This is a genomic window from Tardiphaga robiniae (assembly GCF_001618955.1).
In the GTDB taxonomy this organism is placed as follows: Bacteria; Pseudomonadota; Alphaproteobacteria; order Rhizobiales; family Xanthobacteraceae; genus Tardiphaga; species Tardiphaga robiniae_A.
Genome location: NZ_LVYV01000007.1, coordinates 18289 through 40747 on the forward strand (window position 1 = coordinate 18289; position 22459 = coordinate 40747).

20 protein-coding genes are annotated in these 22459 nt (G+C 62.7%); 17 read left to right on the forward strand and 3 right to left on the reverse strand.

Translation table 11 applies throughout. The features are described 5' to 3' along the window. Positions 1 to 77: 77 nt before the first annotated feature. A complete protein-coding gene (rimO, locus tag A4A58_RS10515; protein ID WP_068731672.1) occupies positions 78 to 1406 on the reverse strand; it encodes a 30S ribosomal protein S12 methylthiotransferase RimO in 1329 nt (442 codons plus the stop codon). Between the two features lie 111 nt (positions 1407 to 1517). Here rimO and A4A58_RS10520 point away from each other — a divergent pair, with 111 nt between their 5' ends. Together A4A58_RS10520 and A4A58_RS10525 are read left to right on the forward strand one after the other, a co-directional pair. Next, entirely contained in the window at positions 1518 to 2108 is a 591-nt protein-coding gene (locus tag A4A58_RS10520) for an ANTAR domain-containing response regulator (protein WP_068731674.1), read from the forward strand. Continuing rightward, positions 2108 to 3277, forward strand: a complete 1170-nt coding sequence (locus A4A58_RS10525; protein ID WP_086937015.1) for a CmpA/NrtA family ABC transporter substrate-binding protein — start codon at positions 2108 to 2110, stop codon at positions 3275 to 3277. The genes A4A58_RS10520 and A4A58_RS10525 overlap by 1 nt, the downstream gene beginning before the upstream one ends. Before the next feature lie 7 nt (positions 3278 to 3284). Here the strand turns inward: A4A58_RS10525 and A4A58_RS10530 are convergent, their stop codons facing one another. Next, positions 3285 to 3986: a phosphoadenylyl-sulfate reductase gene (locus tag A4A58_RS10530; protein ID WP_068731678.1), complete on the reverse strand. Its 702-nt coding sequence runs from the start codon at positions 3984 to 3986 to the stop codon at positions 3285 to 3287. A gap of 216 nt (positions 3987 to 4202) precedes the next feature. Here A4A58_RS10530 and cysD point away from each other — a divergent pair, with 216 nt between their 5' ends. From cysD to A4A58_RS10605, 15 genes are all read left to right on the forward strand, one after another. Continuing rightward, positions 4203 to 5042 carry a sulfate adenylyltransferase subunit CysD gene (cysD, locus tag A4A58_RS10535; protein WP_068731681.1) on the forward strand — a complete coding sequence of 280 codons (840 nt, stop codon included), beginning with the start codon at positions 4203 to 4205 and terminating at the stop codon, positions 5040 to 5042. Between the two features lie 9 nt (positions 5043 to 5051). Next, positions 5052 to 6986: an adenylyl-sulfate kinase gene (gene cysC, locus A4A58_RS10540; protein WP_068731683.1), complete on the forward strand. Its 1935-nt coding sequence runs from the start codon at positions 5052 to 5054 to the stop codon at positions 6984 to 6986. A 284-nt stretch (positions 6987 to 7270) separates the two neighbouring features. After that, positions 7271 to 7492, forward strand: coding sequence for a hypothetical protein (locus tag A4A58_RS30255; protein WP_139069826.1), 222 nt, complete (start codon positions 7271 to 7273; stop codon positions 7490 to 7492). Next, a complete protein-coding gene (locus A4A58_RS10545) occupies positions 7458 to 9245 on the forward strand; it encodes a NirA family protein (protein WP_068731684.1) in 1788 nt (595 codons plus the stop codon). Before A4A58_RS30255 ends, A4A58_RS10545 begins: the two co-directional genes overlap by 35 nt. Next, the gene (locus A4A58_RS10550; protein ID WP_068731686.1) at positions 9242 to 10846 is read left to right on the forward strand and encodes a sulfite reductase subunit alpha; all 1605 of its coding nucleotides are present in this window, start codon (positions 9242 to 9244) and stop codon (positions 10844 to 10846) included. Before A4A58_RS10545 ends, A4A58_RS10550 begins: the two co-directional genes overlap by 4 nt. Positions 10847 to 11213: 367 nt before the next feature. Further along, positions 11214 to 12311: an ABC transporter substrate-binding protein gene (locus tag A4A58_RS10555; protein ID WP_068731688.1), complete on the forward strand. Its 1098-nt coding sequence runs from the start codon at positions 11214 to 11216 to the stop codon at positions 12309 to 12311. After that, a complete protein-coding gene (locus A4A58_RS10560; RefSeq protein WP_068731690.1) occupies positions 12289 to 13329 on the forward strand; it encodes an ABC transporter permease in 1041 nt (346 codons plus the stop codon). The genes A4A58_RS10555 and A4A58_RS10560 overlap by 23 nt, the downstream gene beginning before the upstream one ends. Then, positions 13323 to 14114, forward strand: a complete 792-nt coding sequence (locus A4A58_RS10565) for an ABC transporter ATP-binding protein (protein ID WP_068731693.1) — start codon at positions 13323 to 13325, stop codon at positions 14112 to 14114. The genes A4A58_RS10560 and A4A58_RS10565 overlap by 7 nt, the downstream gene beginning before the upstream one ends. 116 nt (positions 14115 to 14230) lie before the next feature. Next, complete coding sequence (locus A4A58_RS10570) at positions 14231 to 15187, forward strand: ABC transporter substrate-binding protein (RefSeq protein ID WP_068731695.1); 957 nt, start codon at positions 14231 to 14233, stop codon at positions 15185 to 15187. A gap of 25 nt (positions 15188 to 15212) precedes the next feature. After that, positions 15213 to 16076, forward strand: a complete 864-nt coding sequence (locus A4A58_RS10575) for an ABC transporter permease (protein WP_086937016.1) — start codon at positions 15213 to 15215, stop codon at positions 16074 to 16076. Next, positions 16069 to 16875: an ABC transporter ATP-binding protein gene (locus A4A58_RS10580; RefSeq protein ID WP_068731699.1), complete on the forward strand. Its 807-nt coding sequence runs from the start codon at positions 16069 to 16071 to the stop codon at positions 16873 to 16875. Before A4A58_RS10575 ends, A4A58_RS10580 begins: the two co-directional genes overlap by 8 nt. Positions 16876 to 17043: 168 nt before the next feature. After that, positions 17044 to 18186, forward strand: coding sequence for an acyl-CoA dehydrogenase family protein (locus tag A4A58_RS10585; RefSeq protein ID WP_068731701.1), 1143 nt, complete (start codon positions 17044 to 17046; stop codon positions 18184 to 18186). 25 nt (positions 18187 to 18211) lie between these two features. Then, positions 18212 to 19306 (forward strand): LLM class flavin-dependent oxidoreductase, encoded by a 1095-nt coding sequence (locus tag A4A58_RS10590; RefSeq protein ID WP_068731703.1) that lies wholly within the window; start codon positions 18212 to 18214, stop codon positions 19304 to 19306. Further along, the gene (locus tag A4A58_RS10595; RefSeq protein ID WP_068731704.1) at positions 19303 to 20247 is read left to right on the forward strand and encodes an ABC transporter substrate-binding protein; all 945 of its coding nucleotides are present in this window, start codon (positions 19303 to 19305) and stop codon (positions 20245 to 20247) included. Before A4A58_RS10590 ends, A4A58_RS10595 begins: the two co-directional genes overlap by 4 nt. Before the next feature lie 263 nt (positions 20248 to 20510). Then, complete coding sequence (locus tag A4A58_RS10605) at positions 20511 to 21551, forward strand: aliphatic amidase (protein ID WP_068731709.1); 1041 nt, start codon at positions 20511 to 20513, stop codon at positions 21549 to 21551. Positions 21552 to 21673: 122 nt separating this feature from the next. Here A4A58_RS10605 and A4A58_RS10610 read toward each other — a convergent pair whose 3' ends face one another. Then, positions 21674 to 22444, reverse strand: a complete 771-nt coding sequence (locus A4A58_RS10610; protein ID WP_068731711.1) for a LamB/YcsF family protein — start codon at positions 22442 to 22444, stop codon at positions 21674 to 21676. Between the last annotated feature and the right edge of the window lie 15 nt (positions 22445 to 22459).

Genomic DNA, 22459 nt, shown 5'->3' on the forward strand with positions numbered 1-22459 from the left:
CGTTTTGGCCGCGAGAAAAGACAGGCGTGGATGCCCGGGACAAGCCCGGGCATGACGGCGTTTTAGTTACGCTTCCCTCAGAACCCCGCCACGGTCCCGTGCAGATCATACGCATCCGCGCGTTCGATCTTCGCCGTGACGATCTCGCCGACCTTCAACGGGCGGCGCGCCGTGATGTAGACCGAGCCGTCGATATCGGGTGCGTCCGCCTTCGAGCGGCCCTTCGACACGGTCGGCCCGACCTCGTCGATGATGACCTGCTGCCGGGTGCCGACCTTGCGCTTCAAGCGGCGCGCGGAGATCTTCTGCTGACGCTCCATCAACGCGTTCCAGCGCTGCTGCTTGATTTCTTCAGGCACCGCATTGGCAATGGCATTGGAGGTCGCGCCCGCCACGGACTCGTATTTGAACGCGCCGACGCGGTCGATCTGCGCCTCTTCCAGCCAGTCCAAGAGATACTGGAAATCGCTCTCGGTCTCGCCGGGGAAGCCGACAATGAAGGTCGAGCGCAATGTGAGATCCGGGCACATCTCGCGCCACGTCTTGATGCGGGCGAGTGTCTTGTCCTGCGCGGCCGGGCGCTTCATCGCCTTCAATACTTCCGGGGCCGCGTGCTGGAACGGGATGTCGAGATAGGGCAGCACATTGCTGCCGGCATTCATAAGGTCGATGACTTCGTCGACATGCGGATACGGGTAAACATACTGCAGGCGGACCCATGCGCCGAGTTCACCGAGCTCTTTGGCGAGATCGTAGAACTTGGCGCGGACCTCGCGGTCCTTCCATGAACTGGTGGCATATTTGATATCGACGCCGTAGGCCGAGGTGTCCTGCGACACGACGAGCAGTTCCTTGACGCCAGCCTTTACCAGCTTCTCAGCCTCTAACAGCACCTCGTTGGCCGGGCGCGAGACGAGATCGCCGCGCAGCTTCGGGATGATGCAGAAGGTGCAGCGATTGTTGCAGCCTTCGGAAATTTTCAGATAGGCGTAGTGCCGCGGCGTCAGCTTGATGCCCTGCGGCGGCACGAGATCGATATGCGGATTGTGCACCGGCGGCAGCGCACGATGCACGGCGTCGAGCACGCTCTCATATTGCTGCGGGCCGGTAATCGACAGCAGGTTGGGATAGGCGGCCTCGATCTGCTCGGGCTCGGCGCCCATGCAGCCGGTGACGATGACCTTGCCGTTCTGCGCCATGGCTTCGCCGATGGCGCCCAGCGACTCCGCCTTGGCGCTGTCGAGGAAACCGCAGGTGTTGACGATGACGATGTCGGCGCCGTCGTGCTTGCGGGCGAGTTCGTAACCTTCGGCCCGCAGGCGCGTAATGATGCGCTCGGAATCCACCAGGGCCTTGGGGCATCCCAGCGAGACAAAGGAGATTTTCGGCGCGGCGGCCTGTTGCATGTTCGATCTGCCTGATTGAGAGGCAGCAGGTAGTCCCATTTGCCCATAATTACAAGGCTTTAAGCCGTGCGCGGGCGTGCTATGGGTATTCCGCATCCATGTGAGTGCCCGATGCCTGCCGACCAGTCGCCCAAAATTGTCATTGTCGACGAAAGCCCGATCCGGGCCGCGATCCTTGAGGAAGGGCTGCGGGAGGCTGGCTATGTGGACGTCCAGCATATCCGGGAGATGCATAACCTGCTGGCCCGGGTCTATGCGCTGGATCCGGACGTCATTGTCATCGACCTCGAAAACCCCAGCCGCGACGTATTGGAACAAATGTTCCAGGTCTCGCGCGCGGTGCGCCGGCCGGTCGCCATGTTCGTCGACCAGAGCGACGCCGAGTCGGCCCGTGCCTCGGTCGAGGCGGGGGTATCCTCATACATCGTGGACGGGCTGAAGAAGGAGCGGATCAAGCCGATTCTCGATCTCTGCATCTCCCGTTTTAACGCCTTCTCCAAACTGCAGGACGAGCTCGAGCGCACCAAGTCGGCGCTGGAGGAGCGCAAGATCATCGACCGCGCCAAGGGCATCGTGATGAAGCTCAAGGGCCTCAATGAAGAAGAGGCTTACGTATTGCTGCGATCCACGGCGATGCGTGAAAAGAAGAAAATCGGCGAGATCGCGCAGTCGATCATCACCGCAGCGGAGTTGCTGAAATGATCGATCAACCGCTCCGTGTCGGGTTCATCCCGCTGGTCGACGCCGCTGCGCTGATTGTTGCGGTCGACAAGGGGTTCACGAAGGCCGAGGGGCTGAACGTCGAACTGGTTCGGGAAGTGTCGTGGTCGAATGTCCGCGACAAGCTGAATATCGGCTTGTTTGAAGCGGCGCATCTGCTGGCGCCCGTTGCCATCGCTTCCAGCCTCGGGCTCGGGCACGTGAAAGTGCCGATCGTGGCGTCGTTCAATCTCGGCATCAACGGCAATGCCATTACCGTTTCGCCGGCGCTACATGCGGCGCTGATGTCGGAGCTCGACGGTGACCCGACCGATCCGATGGCCACCGCGCAGGCGCTGCGCCGCGTGGTCGTCGCGCGTGCCCGTGCCGGCGCCGATCCCCTGACCTTCGGCATGACGTTTCCGTTCTCGACGCATAATTACCAGCTCCGTTTCTGGATGGCCGCCGGCGGTGTCGATCCCGATGAGGACGTCCGCCTCGTGGTGCTGCCGCCGCCTTACATGGTCGAGAGCCTCGCCAACGGTCACGTCGATGCGTTCTGTGTCGGCGCTCCCTGGAATTCTGTCGCGGTCGATCTCGGCGTCGGCCATATTCTGCATTTCGTCTCCGACATCCTGCTGCGCGCTGCCGAGAAGGTGCTGGCGATGAGGCAGAGTTGGGCGGAGAAGAACCCGGACACCGTGGCGGCGCTCACGCGGGCGCATGTGAGCGCGGCTGCCTTCATCGAGGCTCCGGAGAACCGCAATGAGATCGCGGCGATTCTCGCCAAGCCCCACCATATCGGCGTCTCGCCGGAAGTCCTGCTGCGGACGCTTGATGGCCGGCTGAAGATTGCGCCCGACGGCACCATGCGCGAGAGCGGGCGCTATCTGCTGGTCGGCCGCGAAGGAGCCGGGCGCCCCGATCCCGTTCAGGCCGCCTGGCTTTATGCCCAGATGGTGCGCTGGGGACAGGCCGCGATCAGCCCGGAGGCGCTGAAGATCGCACAGGGGGTGTTCCGCCCCGATCTCTACGATGCTGCGCTCGGTATCATCGGGAGCGCTCCGACTGATGTGCCCGACGCGGTCGGCGCGTTTGCCGGACCGCCATTCGATCCGAGCAACATCGCTGCTCATCTCGCGGCGTTCGAGATCGTGCATATGAAGTCGTGACGGCGGCTCAGCCCGCCGATGTGTGGATACCGCATTCCGTTTTGGCGCGGCCGCGCCAGCGGCCGGCGCGCGGGTCTTCGCCGTGCGCGGTGCGGGACGTGCAGGGCATGCAGCCGACCGACGCAAATCCTGAGGCCACGAGCGGATGCGGCGGCAGCTTCGCTGACGCGTAGATCAGTCCGATCTCGTCCGGCGTGACATTGGCGAATGGATTGAATTTCAATTTGCCGCCATCGGTTTCAACGACAGGAATGGCCGCGCGCGACGCACCCTGAAATCGCTTGCGGCCGTTGATCCATGCGCTGAACGGCGCCAGCGCCTGCGCCAGCGGCTCGACCTTCCGGATCCGGCAGCAGGTGTCGGGATCGGACGACCACAAATCCCCATCGCTGTCGTGAGCGGCAAGCGCATCCGTTGCGGGGCGGATCGTTCGCACGTCGCGCAGGCCCAGCGTCAGGATCAGTTGGTCGCGATAGGCGAGTGTCTCCTCGAACATCCAGCCAGTGTCGAGAAACAGCACGGGGATGGCGGGATCGACATCGGCCATCACCTTCAGCAACGCCGCGGACTCCGTACCAAACGACGATACCAGTGCGAGTCCATCGCGGCCCGCGGCCTCAAGCGCCGCGGCAATCACCTCGGCGGGCGACGCGGATTGCAGCGCTTGATCGTATTGGACAGCACTTGCGACGGCTCCGGGCGACAACATCTCGAACTCCTCAACACATCCAGCTTGACTGGAATAAGATTCTATATATCAGTTGTTTATCGTCGCTTAATAGAAAAATATTCTTTCTATTTGAGAAGCGCAGTTTAGATTTTTTGACCCCATAAATCGAGTTCCAGAGATGCACTTTCTCCGAGCGTATCCGCTTCGTGAGCAACGGCGAATCTCACGGCGGTTTTGAGGACCTGGAGAAGGCGTATGACGTCGACCAATCTCGAACGCGTCCGATCGGATGTGGTATCGATGGACCACCTCGATCAACTGGAAGCACAAAGCATTTACATCCTGCGCGAGGGCTTCGCGCGGCTGAAGAAGCTGGCCTTGCTGTGGTCGCTCGGCAAGGACTCCAATGTCATGATCTGGCTGGCACGCAAGGCGTTCTTCGGCCACGTACCGTTCCCCGCGCTGCATGTCGATACCGGCAAGAAGTTTCCGGAGATGTACGCATTCCGCGATCACTATTCGAAGGAGTGGGGACTCGACCTCACCGTCGAATATTGCCCGTCGATCGATAGTGTCGATCCGACACTGCCGCCGGCGGCGCGTTCGGCGGCGCGCAAGACCGAAGGTCTCAAACTTGCGTTGGCGAAGCACGGCTTTGACGGATTGATCGCCGGCATTCGGCGGGACGAAGAGGCGACCCGTGCCAAGGAGCGCGTGTTCTCGCCGCGTGGCGTCGAGGGCGGATGGGACGTGCGCGACCAGCCACCGGAATTCTGGGATCAGTTCAACGCATCGCCGCCGCCTGGTGCGCATCTGCGCATTCATCCGATTCTGCATTGGACCGAAGCCGACATCTGGGCCTACACGGCGCGCGAAAACATCCCGATCATCCCGTTGTATCTGGCCAAAGACGGCAAGCGCTACCGCTCGCTGGGTGATGCCGACATCACCAATCCCGTCGCATCGACCGCCAGCACGATTGCCGAAATCCTGGTCGAGCTCGACGGCACCACGATTCCCGAGCGCGCCGGCCGCGCACTCGATCATGAGACCGAAGACGCCTTCGAGCGACTGCGTGTCGCCGGCTATCTGTAGAGGTGATGCATGACTAAGATTGTCAATCCGACCTCGCTCGGAATGCCCAACGGCACCACGCGCCCGCAACTGCGCATCGTCATCGTCGGCCATGTGGATCATGGCAAGTCGACGCTGGTCGGTCGCCTGCTGCACGAGACCGGCGGCTTGCCGGATGGCAAGCTGGAGATGCTGAAAGCGGTTAGCGCGCGACGCGGCATGCCGTTCGAATGGTCGTTCCTGCTCGATGCGCTGCAGACCGAGCGTGACCAGGGCATCACCATCGATACCACGCAGATCCGCTTCCGGACCAAATTGCGCGACGTTATTCTGATCGACGCGCCCGGCCACGCCGAGTTTCTGCGTAACATGATCACCGGTGCATCGCAGGCCGATGGCGCCGTGCTGATCGTCGATGCGCTGGAAGGCGTTCGCGATCAGACCCGGCGCCATGCCTATCTGCTGCATCTCCTGGGCGTGAAGCAGGTCGCCGTCGTCGTCAACAAGATGGACCGCGTCGATTTCAGCGCTCTGCGCTTCCAGGCGATCAGCGACGAAATTTCGGCGCATCTCATCGAACTGGGTGTCACGCCCGCCGCGGTGATTCCGATTTCGGCGCGGGATGGCGATGGCGTGGCCACCCATACCGACCGTATCGGCTGGTATCGCGGGCCGACAGTCGTGGGGGCGCTCGATGCGCTGAAGCCGGCGCTCGCGCTTGATGAATTGCCGCTGCGGCTGCCGGTACAGGCGATCTACAAGTTCGACGACCGGCGCATCGTGGCCGGGCGTATCGAGGCCGGTCATCTGGCTGTCGGCGACGACGTGGTGATCATGCCCGCCGGCAAGCGGGCAAAGATCAAGAGCGTGGAGCGCTGGTCGGCGATGCCGCTGGAAGGCGAGCACGGGGCAGGGCGATCCGTCGGTATCACGCTCGACCGCGAACTGTTCGTCGAGCGCGGCGACGTGATCGCGCATGTGGGCGCGGTGCCATCGGATACACGACGACTGCGGGCGCGGATCTTCTGGCTGCACGACCAGCCGCTGACAGCGGGATCGTCGATCCTGCTGCGGCTCGGCGTGCGCGAAGTGCGCGGCCGTGTGGTCGCGATCGAAAAAGCGATCGATCCCGGCGAACTGGCCAGTGTCGAGACCAAACAGATCGCCCGCAATCATGTCGGTGAAATCGAGATTGCGCTGGCGCAACCGGTCGCCGCCGATCGCTATATCGACAATCCGCGCACCGGACGCCTCGTGATCGAGGTCGGCGGCCGGATCGCCGGTGGCGGTCTCGTGCTGTCCATCGATGCTGCCCAACGCGCGGTGTCGTCGGACATCGTGCCGGTGCAGTCGGCACTGCAGCCTGAGGAACGTTCAGCGCGCTATCGCCATCAAGGCGCAGTGGTGTGGTTCACGGGATTGCCGGGATCGGGCAAGTCGACGCTGGCGCGGGCGCTGGAGCACCGTCTGTTCGCCAAAGGCGGTTCGCCGATCCTGCTCGACGGCGACACGCTGCGCGCCGGACTCAATCGCGACCTCGGCTTCTCCGCCGCCGATCGTAGCGAGAATGTCCGGCGACTGGCAGAAATGGCCGGCCATCTCGCTCGCAACGGTCATATCGCCATCGTCGCGGCTGTCTCACCCTCGCGCGGCGACCGCGCCGAGGCCCGCAGCGCGGTCGATACTGCATTTCACGAGATCTATGTCGCGACTCCGGCGGAGATCTGCGAGCAGCGCGATCCCAAGGGGCATTACGCCAAGGCCCGCGCCGGCGACCTGCCGGGCTTCACCGGTATCGCCAACGACTATCAGGCGCCGGAGACGGTCGAGCTGCGGATCGATACGTCGACGGTCGATGTGGGTCGCGCGATAGATGGCATCGAGGACATGCTGCGGCAGACGCAAGTGCTGGACGACGGAGCCGCAGATCTGGCGACGTTCGAGGCGGCGCGCGTAACGGCGTAATTGGCCTGCGCAGACGTTTGTACTCCATGATGAGGTCAAGGAAAGCTGGCTCGCCAGCTTTCCTCTTGCCGAGGCGACAATCCGAAAGGCCACGAGCCAAGGCTGGATTGCTCCGTCGCAAGGGCTCCTCGCAGCGATAGCTGCTGTTGACTTGCCGCCGTCTAATTATTGAGCGTGCGATGCACAAACGCTGACACCGGACAGGCGGGTTCGGCCCGACCTCGACCTCAATCCCCTGATTTATTGACGTTTTTCCCCCGATGATGGTCTGGCACGAGACTTGAATGTCTCTGATCAACCGGCGTTCGCTGATGCTCGCCGGTCAGTTCAGATGGATTTCCGCAGCAACGAGGCTGATCGGATCGCTTCCAGAATTCAAGCCGGCGCAAGGCGCCGACATGAGCCTGCGCGATCCGCAATCCTTATCCCCGTTGAAGCCACGCTGTGGCCCGCAGGAGCTTCGTCCCGCTCATGAAAATCGAAACGCTCTCCGTCGACTTTACTGACGAACAGAAGCGCTACCTTGAGGGCTTCTCGACCGGGCTGCAGATCAGCCGCGTCGGCAAGGGTCTCGGTGGCGCTGCGTCAGCCAAAGCCAATGCGGAGCCGACCGGACCGGATGCGTCGCATATCAAGGCGCAGGATCGCACGATTGCGTCGGGCAAGAAGCTGGTCGAGCAGGAGAAATGGAAGCGCGAGGAACATCCGTTCGACGCCTATCCGCGGCTGCGCGATCAGGCTGCGATCGATGCGCGGCCATCGCCGGCCGACAATTTCCGTTGGCGCTATTACGGCATCTTCTATGTCGGGCCAACGCAGGACTCCTATATGTGCCGGCTTCGGATCCCGAACGGCATCATGAAGCACTGGCAGCTTGCAGGTCTTGCCGATCTCAGTGACGAGCTCTGCGGTCCGTTCTCCCATGTGACCACGCGCGCCAATCTGCAGGTGCGCGAGATTCCGCCGAAACATGCCGTGAAACTGATCGAGGGGATCCAGGATCTCGGTCTGTGCTCACGCGGCTCCGGGGCCGACAACATCCGCAACGTCACGGGCACGCCGACCGCGGGCATCGATCCGCAGGAACTGCTGGACACGCGGCCCTATGCGCGCGAGTGGCACTATCACATCCTCAATGACCGCTCGCTCACCGGCCTGCCGCGCAAATTCAATGTCGCCTTCGACGGCGCCGGCAAGATCGCCGTGCTGGAGGACACCAACGACATCGCCTTCCAGGCAGTCGAAGTGAAAGATAGCTTCGGCGTCGCGCCCGGCGTCTGGTTCAAGCTCGGGATCGGCGGAATCACCGGCCACAAGGATTTCGCCACCGATACCGGCATCATCGTGAGACCGGAGGACTCCACCAAGGTCTCCGACGCCATCGTGCGCGTCTTTATCGATCTCGGCGACCGCACCAACCGGCTTAAAGCGCGGCTGAAATACGTCATCGACGGCATGGGCATGGAGAAATTTCTCACCCTGGTCGAGGAGAAGCTCGGTCAGCCATTTACGCGCATTTCTGCTGAGGCGCTGATGCCGCGGCCGGAGTTCGACCGCACGGCGCATATCGGCGTGCACAAGCAGAAGCAGGACGGGTTGAACTGGATCGGCGTCGTGCTGCCGCTGGGCAAGGTAACCTGCGATCAGATGCGGGGGCTTTCGAAGATTGCGGCCGATCTCGGCGACGGCGATATCCGCCTCACAGTGTGGCAGAACCTGCTCATCCCCGGTGTGAAAGACGCGAATGTCGCGCTGGCGACTGCGGCCATCGAGGCGCTCGGTCTTGCCATCAAGACCACCGAGATCCGCGCCGGCCTGATCGCCTGCACCGGCCGCGCCGGCTGCAAGTTCGGCAATGCAGATACCAAACGCACGGCAACGAACATCGCCGAATGGTGCGATATGCGCGTCGAGGTCGATACGCCGATCAACATCCATCTCACCGGCTGCCATCATTCCTGCGCGCAGCATTACATCAGCGACATCGGCATGATCGGCGCCCGCGTGGCGCTGGACGATAGCGACGACACCGTGGACGGCTTCCACATCTTCACCGGCGGCGGCTTCGGCCCACAGGCCGATGTGGGGCAGGAGGTCTATCAGAACGTGAAGTCCGAAGACGCGCCTGTCGTCGTCGAGCGGCTGCTGAAAGCCTATCTCGCCCACCGCGCATCGCCGGACGAGACCTTCCTCACTTTCTCGCGCCGTCACGACGCGGCTTCGTTGCGTCAGCTCGCCGATGAACAGGTGTCCGCATGAACCAGATGACGCCGCCGCCTAAACTCGAGATCATTCCAGCGTCTGCGCCGTTCTCGGAAGCGCAACGCTCCTGGCTGAACGGCTTCTTCGCCGGCCTGCTGTCCGATGCGCCGGCGACGCCGTTGTCGGCCGAGCAGGGCGCCGCGATCATGGAAGAAGACGACGGCGCGCCGTGGCATGACCAGACCATGCCGATCGCCGATCGCATGAAGCTTGCCGAAGGCAAGCCGATGCGCCGCAAGATGATGGCGGCGATGGCGCAGCAGGACTGCGGCCAGTGCGGCTATAACTGCAACGACTATTCCGACGCGATTGCTTCCAAGGCGGAGGCGCGGCTGAATCTCTGCGTGCCCGGCGGCAAGGAAACCGCGCGGATGCTGAAGTCGCTCTATGAGGAGCTCGACAAGGCGCCGGCCGGTGCTGCGCCCGCGGCAGCAGCGACGACTGCTGCGGAGCCGGTCGAAGTTGCTGCGCCGGATCCATCGACGCTCGGCCGCTCGCGCGACAATCCCGCCCCCGCGGTGTTTCTCGGCCGCCGCCTGCTCAATGGCAAAGGCTCGGAGAAAGAGACCTGGCATATCGATTTCGATCTGTCGGGCTGTGGGCTCGATTACGTGGTCGGCGACAGTTTCGGCATCTTTGCGTCGAACGATCTCGGTCACGTCGACCAGATCATCGCGCTGCTCGGCGCGTCGCATATGACGGAGGTGCGCGGCAAGACGCTGCGTGAAGTGCTGCAATACGACGTCTCGCTGGCCCCGGCGCCGGACTCGCTGTTCGAACTGATCTCTTATCTCACTGGCGGTGCGCAGCGGACCAAGGCGCGCGCGCTGGCACAGGGCGAGGACCCCGATGGCGATGCCGCGACGCTTGACGTGATGGCTGCGCTGCAGAAATTCTCCGGCGTGCGGCCGCATCCGGAAGCTTTCATCGAGGCGCTGGAGCCACTGCAGCCGCGGCTCTACTCGATCTCGTCATCGCACAATGCGACGCCCTGCAAACTGTCTCTCACCGTCGATATCGTTCGCTACATAGTCGGCAAGCGGAAGCGTCACGGTCTTGCTTCGAGCTTCCTCGCCGATCGCATCCAGCCCGGCGACGAGCTCAAGGTCTATGTCCAGAAGGCGCACGGTTTCGCGCTGCCGGAAAATCCGGAGACGCCGATCATCATGGTGGGGCCGGGCACCGGCATCGCGCCGTTCAGGGCGTTCCTGCACGATCGCAAGGCCACCAAGGCGCCGGGCAAGAACTGGCTGTTCTTCGGCCATCAGCGCAGCGCCTCGGATTTTTTCTATGCCGACGAACTCAATGGCATGAAGACCGAAGGCTTCCTGACACGCTTATCGCTCGCCTGGTCGCGTGACGCCGGTGAGAAGTTCTACGTGCAGGACCGCATGCGCGAGGTCGGCCGTGACGTCTGGACCTGGCTCGCCGAAGGCGCCCATGTTTATGTCTGTGGTGATGCCAAGCGCATGGCCAAGGATGTCGAACGGGCTCTGGTCGATATCGCCGCCCAGCATGGCGCGCGTTCGACTGATGAAGCGGTGATGTTCGTCAGTGAGCTGAAGAAGAAGGGGCGGTTTCAGCTCGACGTATATTGAGTGCGTGATGTGTCGGCGATTGCCAAAGCTGCTGTGTTGTCTCTGCCTTCGCGGGCGCGACGGCTGAGAATGAATAGGTTGTCGCGGTGTTGACGAATAGAATGGCCGTGCGGTCCTGAATCTCGTTCTCTCCCGGCGCGCCTCTAGTTGGAGAAACTCTCTCCAACTACTCCCACATTCAAAATTCCATTTCATTGACCCTGCGCGCCGCGCTGCGCATCCTCGTACCATCGAAATCACAGGGGCGGGAGTCGTCGGACTCTCACGGCTGAGCTTCCACTCAACACATTGACCATCGCATCAGCGCGAGCCGCAACACCATGCGTTGCGGCCATGGGCAGCGCTGTGCCGATCGCAAGGAGACCAGATGTCGAACGATGATCACAACCGCAAGCCGCTGATGGATCGACGGTCGCTACTGCGCGGCGGCGCTGCAGCCGCATTGGCGGCGCCGCTCGGCGTATGGGGCGCGCAGGCGTTTCCGTTCCGGCAGGCGTCACCCATCGATTTTTCCGAGTTTCCGATCTGCAGGACCGCATCGGAGGCGCCCGCGCTCACCGGTGCACCGCGTAAATTGAAACTCTCCTGGAATGCCGGCGCGGTCTGCCTTGCGCCGCTGCCGGTTGCCATCGATCACGGTTTTTTCCAGAAGCAGAATCTCGATGTCGAGCTGGTCAACTACAGTGGCTCGACGGATCAATTGCTCGAAGCCATTGCCACCGGAAAATCCGATGCGGGCCTAGGTATGGCGCTGCGCTGGCTGAAGCCGCTGGAGCAGGGCTTCGACGTCAAGATCGTCGCCGGCACCCATGGCGGCTGCCTGCGCGCGCTGGCACCGGCGAAATCTGAAGTGAAGAGCGTTGCGGATTTCAAGGGCAAGACGATCGCGGTTGGCGATATGGCTGGTCCGGACAAGAACTTCTTCTCGATCCAGCTCGCGAAAGCCGGACTCAATCCGGACAAGGACGTCGAGTGGCGGCAATATCCCGGCAACCTCGTGCGGCTCGCCGTGGAGAAAGGCGAAGCGCAGATCGGGCTCGCCTCCGATCCGCTGGCCTATCTCTGGCTCAAGGACGGTGAGCTGAAGGAAGTCGGCTCCAATCTCGATGGCCCCTACAAGGATATCAGTTGCTGCATCGTCGGCGTGCGCGGCAGCCTGCTGCGTGACGATCCGTTGGTCGCGCGCGGCCTGACGCAGGCACTGCTCGATGCGGCGATGTTCGCGTCACAGAATCCCGAAAAGGCGGCGAAGTCATTCCAGCCCTATGCGCCGAAGAACGCGACCATCGAGGATCTGCTGGGCATGGTGAAGTATCATACCCATCATCACCACCCCGTGGGCGATGCGCTGAAGCGCGAACTGAAATCCTACGCCGACGATCTCAAGACGGTCTCGGTGTTCAAACCGAGCACCGATACCACCAAATTCGCGGAGCGCATCTATGCCGACGTATTCCGCGTCTGAGATCGCACCGCTTGACGGTGACCGCGAGACCGCGCTCATTGCTGGCGATGGCGGACTTCAATTCATCAGCAAGCTTCGTTTTAGTATCACGGGGATCGGGGCAGGGCTCGCATGGCTGGCCTTCGGCCTGTCGTGCCTGCGATGGCCGGATATCGGCGACTGGCCACGCACCGAAGCAGTGGCCTATACGGCATTCGCGATTGCTGGCGGCATCGCGATTGCAACCACAGCGCAGGCAGCGCTCGGCAAATTCGGCGATGGCGTGCAGCGGCGCGCGCCCTGGCTGTTTGCCTTGGGAGCGTTCCTGACGCTGTGGGAGCTTGCGACGGCGAAATTCGGCTGGCTGCCGTTGCCGTTCTTTCCACCGCCGCAGTCGATCGTCGAGGTCTATACCGACGATCTGCCGAAACTGCTCGACAGCGCCTTCGCCTCGGTGAAGCTGCAGCTCGGCGGCTACTTCATCGGCGCGGCCGTAGGCTTCCTCACCGGCGTCTCCATCGGCTGGTCACGGCTCGCGGGTTACTGGGTGCATCCAATCCTGCGCTTCATCGGACCGTTGCCGGCGACGGCCTGGCTGCCGATTGCGTTCTTCACGTTCCCATCCGCCTGGAGCGCCAGCACGTTCCTGATCGCGCTGGCCACCGGCTTTCCGGTGACGGTGCTGACCTGGTCGGGTGTGGCCAGCGTCAGCACCGCCTATTACGACGTCGCACGAACGCTCGGCGCCAAGCCGTCTTTCCTGGTGACCAAGGTCGCGATCCCGGCAGCCTTGCCGCATGTGTTTGTCGGCCTGTTCATGGGGCTCGGTGCGTCCTTCGCGGTGCTGGTTGTGGCCGAGATGATCGGCGTCAAAGCCGGCCTCGGCTTCTATCTGCAATGGGCGCAGGGCTGGGCGTCCTACAACAACATGTATGCGGCACTGATCGTGATGTCACTGCTGTGCTCCGGCGCGATCACGCTGCTGTTCAAGGTACGCGACCGGCTGCTGGTCTGGCAGAAGGGAGTCGTCAAATGGTAGCGCTGGCAAAACCGTTTCAGCCCGCAGCGACCGGCGCGTCGCTCGACATCAAGAGCGTCAGCCACGCTTTCGACATCGATGGCAGCGTGTTGCCGGTGCTCGACGATGTCAGTATATCCGTCGCGCCCGGCGAATTCGTCGCGCTGCTTGGCCCCTCCGGCTGCGGCAAGTCCACGCTGCTCCGATTGGTGGCGGGTCTCGAGCCGCCGCGTGCCGGCACGCTGGAAGAAGAGGGCGTTGCCATCACCGGACCTTATCCGTCCCGCGTCGTGGTGTTTCAGGATCCGACGCTATTTCCGTGGCGGACGGTGTGGGACAATGTCGCGCTCGGGCTGGAAGCGCAGGGCGTACTCAAGACGCAGCGTCACCGCGTCGATGCCGCGATCGATCTCGTAGGCCTCGGCGCATTCAAGAAAGCCTATCCGCACCAACTCTCGGGTGGCATGGCGCAGCGCGTCGCGCTGGCGCGCGCACTGGTCAACGATCCGCGCATCCTTGTGCTTGACGAGCCGCTCGGCAAACTGGATTCGCTGACACGCATCACCATGCAGGCCGAACTCGTCTCGCTGTGGCAACGCAACGGCTTCACGGCACTGCTGGTGACCCATGACGTGGAGGAGGCACTGTTCCTCGCCAACCGCGTCATCGTGTTTAGCGATCGTCCCGCGCGGATAACGGCGGATATCACGGTCGACCGGCCCTATCCGCGTCATCGCGGAGATCCGCATCTGGCGGAGCTGCGACGACAGATCCTGGGGCTGCTCGGGCTGGACGCGACGTGGTGAGCTCCTCCCGAATATGGTCCGTTGCGGGTGAGGGCACGCTCCACCGATAGCTGTATGCGAGGCATGGTTATTGCATTCCTTTTGGGCTGACACACGGTTCAGCCCAAGGGAATGATATGTACAGCACCAACCGACGTGATTTCATCCGCCTGACGGCTATTGCTGCGGCGCTGTCCACGGCCAGCATCAAGGCCTTCGCCGCCGATCGCGTGGTCAAGATCGGAACGCTGAAGCTCATTCACGGTGTCACGCCGTATTTCTACGAGAAATTCGCGCCTGATGGCGTCAAGTTCGAGGTGATCCCGTTCGAAACCCCGACCGACGGCAAGAACGCTGTCGTGACTGGCACTGTCGATTTTGGCATCTTCGGCTTTGCCGCGGCGACGCTCGGCGGCGCCAATGGCGAGCCGATCGTAGTGATCGCGTCTGCCTGCAATCGCGGCATGGCGGTCGTCGCCAAGAAGGATTCCGGGATCAATACGATCAAGGACCTGAGGGGCAAGAAAGTCGCGATCCTGCCGGGCTCGACCCAGGAAGTCGTGATCCTCGATCGTCTCTCCGCCGAAGGCATGACGGTGAAGGACGTCGAGTCCGTGCGTCTGTCGTTCAGCGACATGGCGCCGGCGCTCGCCCGCGGCGACATCGACGCCTATGTGGGCGCCGAGCCCGGCCCTGGCATCAGCCTCGCCAATGGCGTTGGCCAGATCGTCGAATATCCCTATACGACCCCGACCGGTTCGCTGAACATGGTACTGGCCACGCGCCGCGAACTGATCGAGAAGGACCCCGAACTCATCAAGGCGCTGCTCAAGACCCATCGCCTGGCCAGCGAATATGCCATGAAGGACCGCGAGGCTTTCATCGCCATCGCGATGCAGAAGCTCGGACAGCAGAAGCCGTCGATCGAGAAGGCCGCACCGAATGTGGAGCTGACCTGGAATATCGACGACCAGTTCATGAAGCAGGCAGAATATTACGGCGGCCAGATGCTGTCCAAGAAGCAGATCCGGCAGTTGCCGGACTACAAGACCTTCATCGATGCGAGCTTCGTGAAGGCGCTGGCGGCCACGTGAACGCGTCGTGAGCCTGCAAAGCACGATGGACGATACGTCCAACAGGGTCCAGCTTGCGCCGGCAGCGGAAACCCCGGTGCCTGCGGCCGGCAAGCGCGGGCAGGGCGTGCAGCGGGCGCGCACCATCGCGCTCGCGCTGATTGTGCCGGTCTGCCTGATGGTGATCTGGGACGTCATGGTGCGCTGGACCGGCACGCGACTGGTGCCGTCGCCCTATGGTGTCGCCGTGATGATGTGGGATTTCGCTTTCGGCGGAATCTATGACGACGCCTATAGCGCCAGCCTGCCGATCCATTTCTGGAAGAGCGTGCAGCGTGTCTATGGCGGCTTTCTCTGTGCGGCGGCGGTCGGCATTCCGCTCGGGCTGATGATCGGGCGCATGCCGTTGCTGCGCAAGCTGCTCGATCCCACGCTGTCGCTGCTGCGGCCGATCCCGGTGACAGCATGGCTGCCGCTGTCGATGATCTTCTTCGGGCTAGGTCCGCGCGCGGCGATCTTCCTGGTGTTCCTCGGCGCGTTCTTCCCGATCCTGCTCAATACGGTATTCGGCGTGCGATCGGTCGATATCAGACTGTTCGAGGCTGCCGAGATGCTTGGCTGCAGTGGTGCGCAGCAGTTCCGTTCGGTCGTGCTGCCCGCGGCACTGCCAAGCATCTTCAACGGCCTTCGTCTCGGTGCCGGTTTCGCCTGGATCCTGATCGTGGTCGGCGAGATGACCGGTGTGCCCGAAGGCCTCGGCGCCGTCATCATGGATGGCCGCACACTGTCGCGCACCGATCTCGTGATCACCGGCATGGTCATCATCGGCATCACCGGCTTCGTGTCGGATCGTATCCTGCTGATGCTCAGCAACTACTTCCTTCGCTGGAGCCCGCAGCACCATGCTTGATCGACCAACCACAATTGCGCCTGATATCCTCGAGGTCAGCGATGTCAGGAAAATCTATCAGGCCTCCAACGGTCCGGTCGAAGCGCTGCGCGGTGTCAACCTCACCATCCGCAAGGGCGAGTTCGTCTGTCTGCTCGGCGCGTCCGGCTGCGGCAAGTCCACCTTGCTGCGCATTGTCGCCGGTTTCGAGAAAGTGACTGAGGGCTCGGTCACCATGTACGGCTTTTCGGTCGACAAGCCTGGCCCGGATCGCGGCATGGTGTTTCAGGATTACGCGCTGTTTCCATGGCTGACCGTGCGCGACAATATCGGCTTTGGGCCGAAGCATCGTCGTCTCGCCACCAAACTCGTGAGCGAGCTTACCGACAAGTTCATGGCCATGGTCGGGCTGACGGCCTTTGCCGATCGCTATCCGCACCAGCTTTCCGGCGGCATGAAACAGCGCGTCGCCATCGCGCGCGTGCTGAGCAACGACACCGACGTGCTGCTGATGGACGAGCCGTTCGGCGCGCTGGATGCGCTGACGCGCAGCAAGCTGCAGGAGGAACTCGTTGAGATCTGGCGCACGACAGGACTTACCGTGATCTTCGTGACGCATTCGGTCGAGGAGGCCGTGATGCTGGCGGATCGCGTCATCGTGATGTCCGCGGGACCCGGCCGCATCGACTGCGAAATCGAGGTCGACCTTCCGCGCCCGCGCGATGTCGCATCGCCGGAGTTCAATGCGTTGCGGCGTGAGGTCACGCAAAGGCTTACCAGCCATATCGCTGGCAGCCGGCAGGTGGCGGCAGATTCCTGAATCGGGCTTCAAAATCGCGCGAATAAAATTCTCGCCTGAGGTCATCGGGGAGAATTTTCACCTGTGGGTCTGAGGCCCATCAGTCCCGCTGTCGTTATTTCCGGGTACCGCTTGTAACGCCTGCCGAACGGCATTCTCTAGGGTTAGAGAAGCCGAAAGCAATACGATATGGACGCGGTTCCCAGCATTATCGACAGAGTTAATTTGCTCGTTCCGGGCTTTGCGGAACGTGCGCCATCGCATGATCGTGCGGCAAGTTTTCCATTCGAGAATTTTCAGGAACTGTCCGAGGCGAGCCTTCTGGCGCTGCCGGTGCCAAAGGCGCTGGGCGGCGCGGGTGCCGGGGTGCGCGAGGCTGCGCGCGTCGTGAACGCGGTCGGCAAGGCCGATGCCGCGACCGCGCTTGTATTGGCGATGCACTATATCCACCATCTGGTCATCACGCGGAATGGCAACTGGCCTGCGCATCTGGCGCAGCGCGTGTCGCGCGATGCCGTGAATGGTCCGGCGCTGATCAACGCGTTGCGCGTCGAGCCCGATCAGGGATCGCCATCGCGGGGCGGTCTGCCTCAAACAACAGCGAAGCGCACGACCGAAGGCTGGCGCATGACCGGCCGCAAGATTTATTCGACGGGGTCGCCGATCCTCAAATGGTACACGGTATGGGCGAAGACGCACGAGCCCGACGTACGGGTCGGCGTCTTTCAGGTGCCGGCGGGGCTGCCGGGCACGGAGATCGTCGAGACCTGGGATCATCTCGGTCTGCGCGCCAGCGGCAGTCATGATGTCGTGTTCGACGACGTGCTCATCCCGCTCGACCATGAAGTGGATCTGCGCCGTCCCAGCGAGTGGGGCGCGCCGGATGTGTCGCAGGCGACCATCCAGGCGGTGCTGGTGGGCGCCGTCTATGACGGCGTGGCGCGGGCGGCGCGTGACTGGCTGATCGACTTTCTCAAGACCCGCACGCCCTCAAGCCTCGGCGCGCCGCTGGCGACTCTGCCGCGGGTGCAGGAGATCGTGGGCGGCATCGAGGCGAAGCTCGCGGTGAATGCGCGCCTGCTCGAGACCTTCGCACGGGATATCGATGACGGTGTTACGCTGACGCCGGTCGAGGCGAACATCCTCAAGCTCACCGTCACCAACAATGCCGTGGCTGTCGTCGAAGACGCGCTGTCGCTGACCAGCAATCACGGACTGACCCGCGCCAATCCGCTGGAGCGGCATTATCGCGACGTGCTGTGTGGCCGCGTGCACACGCCGCAGGACGACAGCACCAAGATTTCCGCCGGACGCATCGCGCTCGGCATCTGAATAACAGCAGGAAGTGGAGATACCCATGTCCGTCGAATTCATCGGCTTCATCACCAACAATGACGCATCCGAGACCCGCGTCCGCTCCGGCCCAGTGCTCGATCCCAGCTATATCGAAACCGTCGCGAAGGCGCATGAGCTCGCCGGCTTCGACCGCGCGCTGCTCGCCTTCCATTCGACCTCGCCGGACGGCCTGCAAGTCGCCCAGCATGCGCTCGGCGTCACCGAGAAGCTGAAGGTGATGATCGCGCAGCGTCCGGGTTTCACCGCGCCGACGGTGCTGGCGCGCCAGCTCGCCACCATCGAGAATTTCCACAACGGCCGCGTCTCGCTGCATGTCATCACCGGCGGCAATGCCAAGGAGCTGCGGCAGGACGGCAATACGCTCGACGACAAGGACGAGCGTTATGCCCGCACCGGCGAGTGGCTCGACATCATCAAGCAGGAATGGACCAGCGAGAAGCCGTTTGATTACAACGGCAAATACTATCAGGTCGAGGGTGGCTTTTCACAGGTGAAGCCGATCGTGCCGATCCATGTCTTCGTCGGCGGCGCGTCGGATGCGGCGATCGACGTGTCGGGCAAGCATGCCGACACCTTCGCGCTGTGGGGGGAATCCTATGCGCAAGTCCGCGACGTCACTGGCCGCGTACGTGCTGCTGCTGCGAAATACGGCCGTCCGGCGCCGCGATTCAGCCTGTCGGTGCGCCCGATCATTGCCGACACCGAGGAGAAAGCCTGGGCCAAGGCGGATGACATTCTCGCCCGCGCCACTGCGTTGCAGGACAAGACCGGCTATCGCAAGCCGGCCGATGGCCATGCCACCGCCGGCGCGAAGCGTCTGCTGGCGCTGGCCGAGCAGGGCACCCGCATCGACAAGCGGTTGTGGACCGAGATGGCGGCGCTCACCGGCGCCAACAGCAACACCACTGCGCTGGTCGGCACGCCCGAACAGGTCGCCGAGGTGTTCGCCGACTATTACGATCTCGGCGTCAGCCACTTCCTGATCCGCGGCTTCGATCCCCTGATCGACGCCATCGATTACGGCCGCGAACTGATCCCGCGCACCCGTGAGCTGATTGCGGCGCGTGACGCCGCCAAGGGAGTTGTCGCAGCATGAAACGGCTTGTTCTCGCCGCCGGGCTGATCCTCGCGGCGTTTGCCACTTCCGCCCACGCCGAGACCACGCTGATCGTCGGCGACCAGAAGGGCAATGCGCGCGCCGTGATGGAAGCATCCGGCGTGCTGAAGGACGTGCCTTACAAGATCGAGTGGAAGGAGTTCGCGGCGGCAGCGCCGCTGCTGGAGGCGCTCGGTGCGGGCGCGCTCGATAGCGGGCTGGTCGGCGATGCGCCCTTCACCTTTGCCGCGGCGGCCAATGTGCCGGTCAAGGCAATCGGCGCGATCCGGCAGACCGGCGACGGTCTCGCCGTGCTGGTGCCGAAGGACTCGACGATCAAGAGCTTCGACGATCTGAAGGGCAAGAAGATCGCCACCGGCCGCGGCTCGATCGGGCATCAGCTCATTCTCGCCGCGCTGGAGAAGAAGGGCTGGACTGCGAACGATGTGCAGATCGTGTTCCTCGCGCCGTCGGACGCCAAGGTCGCCTATACCCGCGGCTCAGTCGATGCGTGGTCGACCTGGGAACCTTATGTGAGCCAGGAAGAGGTGCTGTTCCAGTCGCGCGTCGTGCTCAATGCCGAGGGCCTGACATCGGGGCTGAGCTTTGTCGTGGCGACGCCGAATGCGATCCGCGACAAGCATGCCGAGCTCGAGGACTATCTCCGCCGCCTCACCGCAGCCCGCGCCTGGGCGCTGAAGAACGCGGACGCCTATGCTCAGACCTGGGGCAAGCTGATGAACGTGGCACCGTCGGTGCCGCTGAATTGGCTGACCCGCGCACAAATCCGCATCGCACCGATCGACGATGGCGTCGCCGCGGATGAGCAGAAGACCATCGATCTCTATCTGCGCAGCGGACTGATCAAGCAGAAGCTCGATGCCAATGCGATCGTGGATCGATCGTTCAACGATGCGATCGGGAAGGGTGCGGGGTTGTAGACTCTCGATCCAGACCCGGCAATTGCTACTTAAACTCTGTCATGCCCGGGCTTGTCCCGGGCATCCACGTCTGTGCCACAAGCAGTAAAGGCGTGGATGGCCGGGACAAGCCCGGCCATGACGGTGTTTAATTCGGCCATGACGGTGTTTGCATCGAGGACGTCTCGCTGTCGCCAGAGCCACAACCCGCACATCCGTAAATCCACGTATTCCCGGTCTCCCTCCGTCGGCCCACCATCGCCCGGCAACGGAGACCAGCGCAGATGCATCACGGCGATATTTCATCCAGCAAGGACGCGGTCGGCGTCGCCGTCGTGAATTACAAGATGCCGCGGCTTCACACGAAGGCCGAGGTGCTGGCCAATGCGCAGAAGATCGCCGACATGATCGTCGGCATGAAGATCGGTCTTCCCGGCATGGATCTGGTGGTGTTCCCGGAATATTCGACCCAGGGCATCATGTACGACTCCAAGGAAATGTACGAGACCGCCTCGATCGTACCCGGCGAGGAAACCGAGATTTTCGCGGAGGCCTGCCGCAAGGCCAAGGTCTGGGGCGTGTTCTCGCTGACCGGCGAGCGGCACGAGCAGCATCCGCACAAGGCGCCTTACAACACGCTGATCCTGATGAACGATCAGGGCGAGATCGTTCAGAAATACCGCAAGATCATGCCTTGGGTGCCCATCGAAGGCTGGTATCCCGGCAATTGCACTTATGTCTCCGAGGGGCCGAAGGGCCTGAAGATTTCGCTGATCATCTGCGACGACGGCAACTATCCCGAGATCTGGCGCGACTGTGCCATGAAGGGCGCCGAGCTGATCGTGCGCTGTCAGGGTTACATGTATCCCGCCAAGGATCAGCAGGTGCTGATGGCCAAGGCGATGGCATGGGCCAACAACACTTATGTTGCTGTGGCCAACGCGTCAGGCTTCGACGGCGTGTATTCCTACTTCGGACATTCAGCGATCATCGGTTTCGATGGCCGCACCCTCGGCGAATGCGGCGAGGAAGATTACGGCATTCAATATGCGGCGCTGTCGAAATCACTGATCCGCGACGCGCGACGCACCGGGCAGTCGGAGAACCATCTCTTCAAGCTGCTGCATCGCGGTTATACGGGCACGATCAATTCCGGCGAAAGCAACAAGGGTGTCGCAGCGTGCCCGTTCGATTTCTACGCGAACTGGGTCAACAATCCCGACAAGGCGCGGGAGAATGTCGAAGCCTTCACGCGGTCGACGGTGGGTGTGGAGGAATGCCCGATCGAGGGACTGCCACATGAGGGGATGTTGAACGATCGATAGGGGGATGATCCCTGTCCTCTCGGTCGTCATGGCCGGGCTTGTCCCGGCTATCCACGTCTTCGCTTGTGGCCAAGGCGTGGATACCCGGCATTCGCCGGGCATGACGGCGTTTTGTTTACGAACTAAAGCGCCGTCTTGAACGGCGCCACATCGATCCCCGCCGCCTTCAGCCCATCTCGTACATGGCGGCCAAGTTCGACGGCTCCCGGCGTGTCGCCGTGAATGCACACGGTGTCCATCTTCATCTTGATCACCTTGCCAGTGATCGAGATGACTTCCCCGGTCTGTGCCATCTTCACCACACGATCAGCAACCATCACCGGATCATGTAACACCGCACCGGGCTTCTTGCGCGAGACGAGATTGCCGTTGTCCTCATAGGCGCGGTCGGCGAACACTTCATGTGCCAACGGGAGTCCGGCGGCTTCGCCGGCAGTTACAAGTTTGGAATTCGCCAGCACCACGAAGGTCAGATTGCGGTCGACGGCTTTGATGCCGGCGGCGATGGCGCGGGCGGTCATGTCGTCCTCGCAAGCGACGTTGGAGATCGCGCCGTGAGCTTTCACATGGGTGACCTTGTAGCCTTCCATGGCGGCGATCGCCTGCAAGGCGCCAATCTGGTAGGCGATCAGGTTTTCGATCTCAAGTGCGGTGAGACCGACGATAGGCCGGCGGCCGAAACCGTGCAGATCGCGATAGCCGGGATGGGCACCGATCCTGACATTGCGCGCTTTCGCAAGCTGCACGGTCTTGCGCATCACGTCGGCGTCGCCCGCGTGATAACCGCAGGCGATGTTCACCGAGGACGCGAGGTCGATCATCGCGGCGTCGTTGCCCATCTCCCACATGCCGAAGCTTTCGCCGAGGTCGCAGTTCAGATCGATGGTCGCCATGGTCGTGCTCTTTCG

Coding starts and splice junctions, on each gene's coding strand:
- A4A58_RS10570 (WP_068731695.1), top strand. CDS start 14,231: ATGTACAGCACCAACCGACGTGATTTCATCCGCCTGACGGCTATTGCT.
- rimO (WP_068731672.1), bottom strand. CDS start 1,406: ATGCAACAGGCCGCCGCGCCGAAAATCTCCTTTGTCTCGCTGGGATGC.
- A4A58_RS10520 (WP_068731674.1), top strand. CDS start 1,518: ATGCCTGCCGACCAGTCGCCCAAAATTGTCATTGTCGACGAAAGCCCG.
- A4A58_RS10585 (WP_068731701.1), top strand. CDS start 17,044: ATGGACGCGGTTCCCAGCATTATCGACAGAGTTAATTTGCTCGTTCCG.
- A4A58_RS10555 (WP_068731688.1), top strand. CDS start 11,214: ATGTCGAACGATGATCACAACCGCAAGCCGCTGATGGATCGACGGTCG.
- A4A58_RS30255 (WP_139069826.1), top strand. CDS start 7,271: ATGTCTCTGATCAACCGGCGTTCGCTGATGCTCGCCGGTCAGTTCAGA.
- A4A58_RS10580 (WP_068731699.1), top strand. CDS start 16,069: ATGCTTGATCGACCAACCACAATTGCGCCTGATATCCTCGAGGTCAGC.
- A4A58_RS10595 (WP_068731704.1), top strand. CDS start 19,303: ATGAAACGGCTTGTTCTCGCCGCCGGGCTGATCCTCGCGGCGTTTGCC.
- A4A58_RS10545 (WP_068731684.1), top strand. CDS start 7,458: ATGAAAATCGAAACGCTCTCCGTCGACTTTACTGACGAACAGAAGCGC.
- A4A58_RS10605 (WP_068731709.1), top strand. CDS start 20,511: ATGCATCACGGCGATATTTCATCCAGCAAGGACGCGGTCGGCGTCGCC.
- A4A58_RS10610 (WP_068731711.1), bottom strand. CDS start 22,444: ATGGCGACCATCGATCTGAACTGCGACCTCGGCGAAAGCTTCGGCATG.
- cysC (WP_068731683.1), top strand. CDS start 5,052: ATGACTAAGATTGTCAATCCGACCTCGCTCGGAATGCCCAACGGCACC.
- A4A58_RS10550 (WP_068731686.1), top strand. CDS start 9,242: ATGAACCAGATGACGCCGCCGCCTAAACTCGAGATCATTCCAGCGTCT.
- A4A58_RS10575 (WP_086937016.1), top strand. CDS start 15,213: ATGGACGATACGTCCAACAGGGTCCAGCTTGCGCCGGCAGCGGAAACC.
- A4A58_RS10565 (WP_068731693.1), top strand. CDS start 13,323: ATGGTAGCGCTGGCAAAACCGTTTCAGCCCGCAGCGACCGGCGCGTCG.
- A4A58_RS10560 (WP_068731690.1), top strand. CDS start 12,289: ATGCCGACGTATTCCGCGTCTGAGATCGCACCGCTTGACGGTGACCGC.
- A4A58_RS10530 (WP_068731678.1), bottom strand. CDS start 3,986: ATGTTGTCGCCCGGAGCCGTCGCAAGTGCTGTCCAATACGATCAAGCG.
- cysD (WP_068731681.1), top strand. CDS start 4,203: ATGACGTCGACCAATCTCGAACGCGTCCGATCGGATGTGGTATCGATG.
- A4A58_RS10590 (WP_068731703.1), top strand. CDS start 18,212: ATGTCCGTCGAATTCATCGGCTTCATCACCAACAATGACGCATCCGAG.